This window comes from Pseudomonas laurentiana, from assembly GCF_014648275.1.
Lineage (GTDB): Bacteria > Pseudomonadota > Gammaproteobacteria > Pseudomonadales > Pseudomonadaceae > Aquipseudomonas > Aquipseudomonas laurentiana.
Map to the genome: position 1 here is coordinate 1 of NZ_BMQU01000173.1, position 564 is coordinate 564.

Here is a 564-nt window from a genome sequence, read left to right on the forward strand (position 1 = left end):
GATGATGATGTTGCTGTAGTTGGTATTTCTTGATGTTTTCAACCTTTGCCTGAACTCAAGACTGTAAATCTGATAAACGGTGAGGTAATTAAGTCTTGTATTAAGTATAAAGTCCGTTTAGTATTGGATAGTAAAGTGCAAAGGAAAGGAGAGGAAAACGGAAAAACAAATTCAGAGATACTTGTTTTTCCGTAAAGCTATGCTCCGTGCTGTTAAGAGCGCATGCACCTGAAGGGTAACGTGCGGAGCACGGGAGGAGAGAAACAAAATGAAATGAGATGAAGAAAATAAATAAAATGAAATAATGTAAGGAGAGAAAAGGTGCATAGCATAAGGAAGGAATGAGTAAAGAGATGAAGTAGAGGTAATGGAGGATGAGGAATAGAATGGTGTCAATAGTTGGAAGGTGGAGTGGTTGTAGCAACGTGGATCCAAGCACTGAAGTGGATAAAGCTTGAATATCAACATAGCATCGTCGCTGGAGTCGGAAACTTCTTCAATCTCAGGAATAGCAGGAGAGGTTGGACTGGGTGGTACAGCTTCAACGGCTCTTGAGACAAGTTC

The 564-nt window shown here is 40.6% G+C and carries 1 protein-coding gene; it reads right to left on the minus strand.

The features are described from left to right. Positions 1-171: 171 nt before the first annotated feature. Positions 172-564 (minus strand): hypothetical protein (locus IE038_RS25725; protein ID WP_229775747.1); only part of this gene is annotated, 393 nt, incomplete at its 5' end.